The following is a 9,468-nucleotide window of genomic DNA, read 5'->3' as shown; positions in this document are numbered from 1 at the left end:
GGTGAATTTGCCATTTTGTCGCCCAATGGCACACTGTGGAATGAAGGCACGTTGTGGAATGAAGGCACACTGTGGAACGAGGGTACGCTATGGAATGAAGGCTCGTTGTGGAATGAAGGCTCGTTGTGGAATGAAGGCAGCCTGTGGAATGAAGGTTCCATTTGGAACGAAGGCACGCTGTGGTATGAAGGAACGCTCTGGAATGAGGGCTCGATTTGGAATGAAGGTTCGCTCTGGAATGAGGGAACTATTTGGAACGAAAGCCTCACCGAGCCAATGGGGGTTAATTTCTGGGTAGATCAACAGTAGTTATCTTGCTCACCCCCTAAAGCGCATTGCTTTCTTAATAAGGCGCTTTTTTTTATATGACTTGTAGCAGTTCATTTTACAAAGGGCGTACATATCTTATCGATTCAATGTACAAAAATATTCTTTACTCTTATCAGATCTTGCATTAGATAATATTAATTCGCGTGTCTATACTCAAAAAATATAATGCGCATTGATTAATCTGGGGGTTATTTCAGCCTGATTGTCAATAAACTAAATTTGGAACTCATGAGCTATCGAATTTTTATCATTGAAGACGAAGCCCTTGTGGCAAAAGATTTAGCTTACAGTATTAAATCCTTAGGTCACGAGGTCGTTGGAATTGCTTATAATGGTGCTGATGCCCTTAAATTGATCCCGCAAGATAAACCAGATTTAATACTGTCAGATATTAACTTAAACCAAGGGCTGGATGGAATCAGTGTCTATCAGCAATTAAAACAAAGTTTACTTATCCCAGTTATTTTTTTAACAGCTTACACTGATAGAGAAACCTTAATACGCGCAAAATCCGTAAAACCTCAAGGCTACATTGTCAAACCGATTCACCTACACGAACTTGAAATTGCGATTGATCTAGCGATGGAGGATTTTAAGCGTGAAAAGCAGTTACTCAACAACCAAATGATCTTAAACCAAGCTCTGAGTTGTATGGGGAATTCAGTGATTTTGGTGAGTACTGATGGTGATGTTACCAATATTAATAGCAATGCTTGTGAGCTGTTATGTACTGATGCCAATAAGGCGATAGATAAACCGTGGAATCAATCTCTGATTTGTGCCCACCCAGAATCGACTAATCGATTAACTCGGCTTTTGGAGAATGCCATCCGAACTCAGTCGGTAAGTCGTTTGCTACCTCTAGAAGTTCGTTCTGATAAAGGGGTCGTTTTGGTAGATGGTATTATTGGACCGACTACGGATGAAGTTCAAAAATGTACTGGCGCTGTCGTGATGTTTCGTATTCTAGCTAATTTATCTAACCAACCTTTGTCCCAAAAAGCGCGACGAAACCAAGATCATCAACAAGCTGAAGATACTTCAACGTGCCTTCTATTAATAAATCCTGACAATTTCGAGCAAGTAAATCAACAGTACGGTGAGATTATTGGTGATGCTGTACTCAATGAAATTAATCAACTCATTAATAAAGAAATTAGATTTACCGACTTATCAACAAAATATGGTGGTGCTGTCTTTACAGCGACCTTGCCAAACACTACCTTAGAAGAGGGGCTTAATGCAGCCAAGCGGCTATTTGAAAAGCTTTCTTCTCATCGCTATTACTCAGACAAAATTACCTTAACATTTAGTATGGGATTGGCCGAATCTGAAAAAGATTGTGATACAGATCCTATTCATACCCCAATAACTTTATTCCGTCATGCAACATGGGCACTTAATACTTCGCATGAAGAGGGGGGAAATGCAATTAAGGTATGGCAGGAAAAAAATAATCATTCTTTGATGAGTGATATTGATAGGCAAAGTGGTAAGTTTACTCAGAATGTTGATAGTGATGTAAAAGGCTTGTTGTTACTCTGGAATACAGTGAGAAGCGTATCGCAAGCGGTAGATATTTTTTCATTGGCAAAGGATGTGCTCCACCATTTAAATGATGCTTTGCAACTAAACGCATCTTTGATGTTGGTTAAAGTCGAAAATGAGCCAATTGAAATGGTTGCCAAATGTTTGGCAGATAAACATGAAGACATGATGTGTGAATCAGATATAACGCATGAAGTAACAGAACTTTTTTCCAGCGATAAAGTAAAGTTGTTTATTATTGATTCCCACTTGGATGATCAGATTTGTTACGCTTTACCGCTGCTCGTTGAGCATTATGTTATCGGCGTCATTATGATGTATCGCTCGAAAACAAACTTAATGCTGAAAGAGCAAATTAACTTTCTTGAAACTTTAGGAGATTACCTGGGTGCAGCTGTTGAACGAGTGTTATTACTCGCTAAAGATAAAGAAAGGGTGCAGCTTGAGCAAGAGGCGTTTGACACTAGTATAGAAAACACACAAATAATCCACATGTCAAAGATTATGGAAGAATTATTACTTCAGGTGCGTATGGTTGCACCAACAGATGCCCCAGTAATGATTTTTGGAGAATCAGGAACAGGAAAAGAGTTACTTGCTAAGACTATCCATAATTTAAGTGTTCGTAAGGAAAACCCTTTTGTGCTTGTTGATTGTTCAGCAATAGTGCCCAGTTTGATTGAAAGTGAACTATTTGGACACATAAAAGGTGCCTTTACAGGCGCAACAGGAGATCGCGTTGGAAAATTTAAAGAGGCTGACAAAGGCACTCTTTTTATTGATGAAATTGGAGAATTACCACTCGATTTACAAATTAAATTGTTGCGTTTTACCCAAGAGAAAACGTTTATGGCGTTAGGTTCTAATAAAAGCCAAAGCGTGGATGTAAGGCTTGTTGTAGCAACAAATAAAGATCTGATTAAGGAAGTTGAACAAGGGCGCTTCCGCACGGATCTATATTATAGACTCAATGTATTTTCGTTATTAAGCCCGCCATTACGAAACCGAAAACCAGATATACGATTGATTGCTGAACATTATCTCAAACAGTTTAATCAGCACTACAATAAAAGTATTCAAGGGTTTACAGAAGCAGCTCACAGAGCACTACAGCAGCATAACTGGCCTGGCAATGTCAGGGAATTACGAAATCAAATTATGAGGGCTGTGATTATATGTCATAGTCCACTGATTGATGCTAAACACTTATCTTTGCGGTCTCAGTTGAATGCGAGTTCGTTTGAGTTTGAAAAAGAAAGCTTAAATCAGTCTACACAAGATAATCGCCAATTTAATTCAATTGATGATACTTCCAATACGATTATCGGTTCGCAAGAACAAAACCTTGCGAATGAATTGCAGCTACTTATTGATTCTTGCGATTATGTTGGGTTTGGCAAGTGGTTGGAAAATCAACTGATAAGATTGGCAATAGAACAGTCAAATCACAATACTTGTCATGCAGCCAAGAAGCTTGGGGTGCCAGAATCTACTTTACGAAGACGTTTAAAAGCAGACGAATATTATCCACTAGATCCCACTTTAGAAAGCGCATATAACGTTTCAATGGCGTTTTTACAACACTACTTAGACACGCCTTGTCAATATAATGAAAGTAAACTTCATGGGCTCCGAGAAAAGCTCTGCCAGATATCAAAATATATTGGCTTAAATCGACAAAACTCAGCTGCATTTGTTGGTGTTTCTGAGCCGACTTTAAGAAAAATGCTTAACTGAGCTTAGCTTTTTGTTATTTTTCTCACGTGCTTATGCTTGTTACGAAATTGTATTTCTCGCCAGTTTATTTCTGGCAAAGACTTGAACCATTAACTATCTTTAAAAAATAAAATAAAATTTTTCAATAATATATAAGTGCAGGGAATGATGCCATTAATACGATTGCTCTTATTACTTTCTCTTCTAAACACTGGTTGGATGATTTCAACTAACGTGAATGCTTCAACGGTGGCAAAAAATGTACAATTTCGACATTTAACCGTAGAAGATGGTCTATCGCAAGAGACGGTTTACAATATTACCCAAGACAATAAAGGCTTTATGTGGTTTGCAACGTCTGAAGGAGCTAATCGATTTGATGGCTACAGAGTTAAAACGTATCTGCATGATCCAAAAAATGTGAACAGTATAAGCCATGATTGGATCTGGACTATTTTTCAAGATAGTCAAGGACGAATGTGGTTTGGTACTGACGGTGGCGGACTTAATTTATTGCTAGAGGATGGGCATAGTTTTGTTCATTACAAACATCAACCTAATAATAAAACCAGTTTGTCTAGTGACATTGTTCGCGCAATAGTGGAAACAGATAATGGCAAATTGTTACTGGGAACTGAACATGGGCTTGATTACTTTGACCCAGCATCGGGACAAGTTGAACGCATAACTCTGGAACAAAATGATGAGATGAGCCCAATTAAAGTGCGAGATGTTTTATTAGGACAACATAACCATGTATGGATCGCTACCGATGGCAATGGATTATTTCAATTAGACTTATCTCGCAGAACAGTTCAAAAATACTTTAATCAGCACGATGGCAAACCTTTCGGCACTAATAGGATCAGATCGATTTTCGAATCTTTGGATGGCATAGTGTGGATTGGCACATATGACAAAGGTATTTATAGATTAAATCCCCGCACAGGTTTTATAAAGCACTATGATAAAGGCTCTGGGCATGGATTAAATAACAATTTTATTAGAGATATTACACAAGACCATCTCGGAATCATTTGGTTTGCTTCTGATAATGGGTTGTTCGAGTATCGCAGTGATATCGATACATTTGTGCATTATGCAAATGTTCCTGGCGTTCCTAGTAGCCTGATTAGTCGAAGAACCTTGAGCTTGTACCAGGATTCTGGCGGTATTCTCTGGGTAGGAACCTATTCTGGTATTAGTAAATGGAATTATCAAACTTCTTCATTTGAGCTTTATCGAAGTAAAAAAGACGTCCCTTTTTCATTAAAATCAAACACTATTTTGTCCTTTGTTGAAAATAGCAAAGGACAAATTTGGGTAGGTACCTATGATGGTCTTTATCTTTTTGATGAGCTTACAGGTAAGTTTACTTATTTTGGCAAAGAACAAGGTGTAATTGATCTTCGTATTACCAGTTTAGAAATAATTGACGGTACCTTGTGGGTTGGCACATTTGGTGGTTCTTTGATTCAAATGGACGTAACCACAAATCGGGTTGTTAAAGTATTTCAGCATGACCAGCAGGATGAGAGTGGTCTGGCAAATGGTGGAATTACTCGATTAGCACAAGATTCGAAAGGTAACCTATGGATTGCTCATTTTGGTGGGGGTCTGTCAGTGCTCAAGCCTAAATTGCAGTCATTTGTTCATTATAGACATAACGAAAACGATGAAAACTCCATCAATAGCAATAAAGTGGTTTATGTCACAGTATCTCGAAATGATGAAGTATGGTTTAGTACTCTAGGTAATGGGGTGGGGCGTCTAATCCCATCAAATGGTGAGGTTAAACGTTATCGTAAAGAGGCTGCCAATCCCTTTTCAATCGCAAGTGACACAATTTGGGTCATAAGTGAAGATCGACAGTCTAATTTGTGGTTTGGTTCTCAAGGCAAGGGGTTATTAAAATTGTCTGCAAATATGCGGCGAAAAGAAAACCCTGAATTTGAGCAAGTGTCTCGCCTTGATGGTCTTAAAAGCAATGTAATTTATGGCATTATCGAGGATGAAAGAGGAGAGTTATGGCTAAGCTCCAATCGCGGTTTAACACGTTATTTTCCAAGTAGAAAAATAATGCGCCATTATGGAGTATTTCATGGTTTACAATCGTACGAATTTAATGCTGGTGCAAGTTATAAAACATCATCAGGCAAGTTGTACTTCGGAGGGTCAAATGGCTTTAATGCGTTTTATCCTGCTGAAATTATTCACAATGAACACCCGCCAAAAATTGCACTTACAGATATTCGTATTGTAAACGAATCACTTACTCGGGGTAAATCGATTGAAAAGGCAACACCACTTACTTTATCTGCTGAAGATTACGTAGTCAGCTTTGAATTTGCTGCACTAGATTATGCATCACCCACTGAAAATAAATATAAGTACCGTTTGGTTGGTTATGAAGACAACTGGATCGATGCTGGGGTAAACAGGTATGCAACTTACACAAATTTACCACATGGCACATATACCTTTAAAGTAATCGGTTCAAACAATGATGGTGTATGGAATGAAGATGGCGTTGAATTAAATGTTGAAGTGTTACCGCCATGGTTCTTATCTCGTTGGGCTTATCTTAGTTATTTATTAATGGTTTTACTGTTTTGTGCCTTTGGATATTACATTCACCTACATCGTATTAAGCAAGAGCGTAAAAACAGTGAAGTTTTAGAAGAACAAATAAATCAAAAAACAGAACAACTATTAGAAAGAAGTTTTAAACTGGAAGAGAGAAACCTTGAATTAAAGTCGCTCAATAAACAGTTACAAGAAGCGTCCTATACGGATGTGACTACAGGATTGCCGAACCGTCGATTTGTGTCCGATTACATGAATAAAATAACCAAAAACCTTGAGCGTCGTCTCGAAAAAATGTCACTGTCAGATATCTTAGCTCATCACCATCCATTGTTTATAATTCTAATTGATATCAGTAATTTTAAGTCTACCAATGAAATAATGGGGCCTGATTTTGGCGATCAAGTGCTCAGTGAAACGGCCGATCTTCTAAAATCATTATGTCGAGAATCAGATATGTTAGCTCGTTGGGGATCGGATTCCTTTATCTTAGTGGGTGAGACCGAAAAAGCAGATTATATAAAAGTCTTAGTTAAACGATTGTTAGAAAAGGTAAATAATTTAAAGATTGTAAGTGAAAATCATAAGTTAGACCTCGAAGCATCAGCTGGACTTGTTTATTACCCTTTTTCCGTGTCGCAAAGCGAATTATTTAGTTGGGAACAAGTATTAAGTATAGCTGAGAAGGCACAATCAATAGCCAAATTAAAGGGAGATATATGGGCGAGTATCCAGCCAGGACAATTAGGCCTTACTCGCACTGATTACAAAAGGATAATTCTTGACCCTGAAGCGATGGCTGAACAACAAGCTATCTATTTAATTTTCTCTAGCAATGAAAATTCATCGGTTGATGCTTAGAAAAGTAAAATATTAAATTAGAATTTAGGAGTGGCTAATGCGTCAATACACTAACATTTTGTTTTTTATTGTACTTTTTCTGCTGCTGGGAAATAGTAATGCACAGTCATTTGATAACCCAATTTTTACGCGTATTTATGCTGAAAATGGTTTAACACAAGATAACATTACGGCGATTGAGCAAGATGCATATGGATTTATCTGGATTGGTTCGCAAGAAGGGCTTACTCGCTGGGATGGTTCTTCTTTTGAACACTACCTAAATAGTCCGGAAAATATCAACAGTTTAGCCAATGACTATATCAGTGATGTATTTACATCAGGGGATAAACGGCTATGGGTTGCAACACTAGGGGGAGGGCTTCATTACTATAGCCCCGTAGCCAATGACTTTGTGAGGATTGTTGCCGCAACCCAAGAGGTAAATGATAAACTGAGGAATATTCGTACATTATTCGAAGATCAAAATAATAGACTGTGGATCGGTACTGAAAATCACGGTGTATTCTTACTCGATTTAGAGACAAATCAAGTTAATGCATTTTCAGTTGATAACAGTGCTGAAAACCCGCCATTACTCAAAATACGTGATATTAAAGGTGATAATCATGGGCGTGTTTGGATTGCCAGTGAAGGTAGTGGTATTAGCATGTGGGATGAAAAAAAATATTTATTAATCAATTACTCATCTAATACATCAAGTAATACATCCATACCAACAAATGATTTTTATACAGTTCAACCAATGCCAGATGGCACGATATGGGCGGGAAGCTATAACAATGGTTTAGTGATAATTAACCCTTATCGAAGAGAAAGTACTAATTGGCGACATGAGCCGGAAAATTATTATAGCCTGGCAGATAATCGTGTAAGAAGCATTTTTAGGGATAGTCGAGACCGCATTTGGCTTGGCACAGATAATGGCCTCGATTTATGGGACAGTGATATTCGCGGTTTTCATCATTTTTCTTTTGATCCAGGCGCTAGACACACTTTATCAGATAACAGAGTAACCAAAATAACGCAAGACAGAGGAGGGGTGCTTTGGGTTGGCACATTCTCAGGTTTAAATAAATGGAATGCAAAATTAGGTTCAATTTCTCATGTCAAACGTGTTCCAAATGCTCCTTCATCGTTAAGTTCGAACATTGTCACTTCTTTTGCAGATAGTGTTCAAGGAGATATCTGGATTGGCACATGGGGGGGGGGGTTAAATTATTATGACTCATCGCAGAATAAGTTTATAAATTATATGCCTTCAGTGCATGATAAAGGCGCATTAAGCGACCATAGAGTGATGTCTTTACTATTAGATTCGCAGGGCCGTTTGTGGGTTGGTACGATGCGCTCGGGCTTGAATTTAAAACAACCAAATCAGGATGTTTTTATTCATTATAAACATGATAAAGAAAACCCTGAATCATTGAGTTTTAATGGCATTACCAGCATCTTAGAAGATGCGGAGCAGAATATTTGGGTTGCTACGTTTGGTGGGGGATTAAATCATTACCAAAATGGTAAGTTTGTTCGATTTAAGCACGAAGAAAATAATCCATTTTCACTCTGTGGTAATCGAATTGTTGGTATGAGTTTAGATCAACAAGATAACATTTGGCTTGCTACAGATGGTGGCGGGGTATGTTATTACTCTCCTGAAAGACAAAAATTCATTTCAGTCGTTCTAAATCATCCAAGTGATAAAAACAGCAAAATAACATCAGTGGTATCCATTTTTGCAGGAAAAAATGGGGTATGGGCAGGAAGTAAAGATAGTGGTCTTTTTCTTATCAACTATCCGCAAAGTGATGAAAATTTATCAATAAAGTATTTTCATCGACAGCATGGTTTACCAAGCAATGCCATTATGGGAGTTTTAGAAGATGACTCAGGCATGGTATGGGTATCTTCATATAATGGTATCAGTGCACTGACTCCGAGCACTCGAGAAATTAAAAACTTTTCTATCAATCATGGACTACAAGGAATGGAGTATAACAGTGGTGCTTACTTTAAAAGCTCCGATGGACAACTGTATTTTGGCGGTAATAATGGCTTTAATAAAATAGATCCAAAGCAATTATGGCTCTCAATGAATAGTTTTAAGCCCGCCACAATTATGACAAAAATCAAAATAGCTAACTATCAATTAAGCATGGAAGAATCAGTATTTGATGTTCAGCAGTTAAACCTCTCTTATCAGCAAAATGCAATCGAATTTGAATTTGCCAGCTTAGATTTTACTGAACCAGAAAAGAACCTTTATAAGTATAGGTTGCTTGGCTTCTCAGATACATGGAGTAGTGAAAGTAAGAGTAAACTTGCAAGTTATACTAATCTGCCGTTCGGTGACTACACGTTTCAGGTTCAAGGCTCAAATAATGCAGGTGTATGGGGACCTATACGTGAAATTAAAATAGAAATAGC

At 37.8% G+C, this 9,468-nt stretch carries 4 protein-coding genes; all 4 read left to right on the top strand.

Annotated features, from left to right (window positions below):
• The coding region (locus tag ABYD77_RS15535; protein ID WP_372771034.1) for a hypothetical protein at positions 1–309 on the top strand (309 nt) is incomplete at its 5' end.
• Between the two features lie 249 nt (positions 310–558).
• Entirely contained in the window at positions 559–3,615 is a 3,057-nt protein-coding gene (locus ABYD77_RS15530) for a sigma 54-interacting transcriptional regulator (protein WP_372771033.1), read from the top strand.
• Positions 3,616–3,759: 144 nt separating this feature from the next.
• Positions 3,760–7,041 carry a two-component regulator propeller domain-containing protein gene (locus ABYD77_RS15525; protein ID WP_372771032.1) on the top strand — a complete coding sequence of 1,094 codons (3,282 nt, stop codon included), beginning with the start codon at positions 3,760–3,762 and terminating at the stop codon, positions 7,039–7,041.
• Between the two features lie 37 nt (positions 7,042–7,078).
• Positions 7,079–9,468 (top strand): two-component regulator propeller domain-containing protein (locus ABYD77_RS15520; RefSeq protein ID WP_372771031.1); only part of this gene is annotated, 2,390 nt, incomplete at its 3' end.

Origin of the sequence: Pseudoalteromonas sp. (genome assembly GCF_041629635.1) — a bacterium.
GTDB lineage: Bacteria > Pseudomonadota > Gammaproteobacteria > Enterobacterales > Alteromonadaceae > Pseudoalteromonas.
The sequence above is the reverse complement of the archived record's forward strand: the minus strand, read 5'-3'. Positions and strand labels throughout refer to the sequence as shown.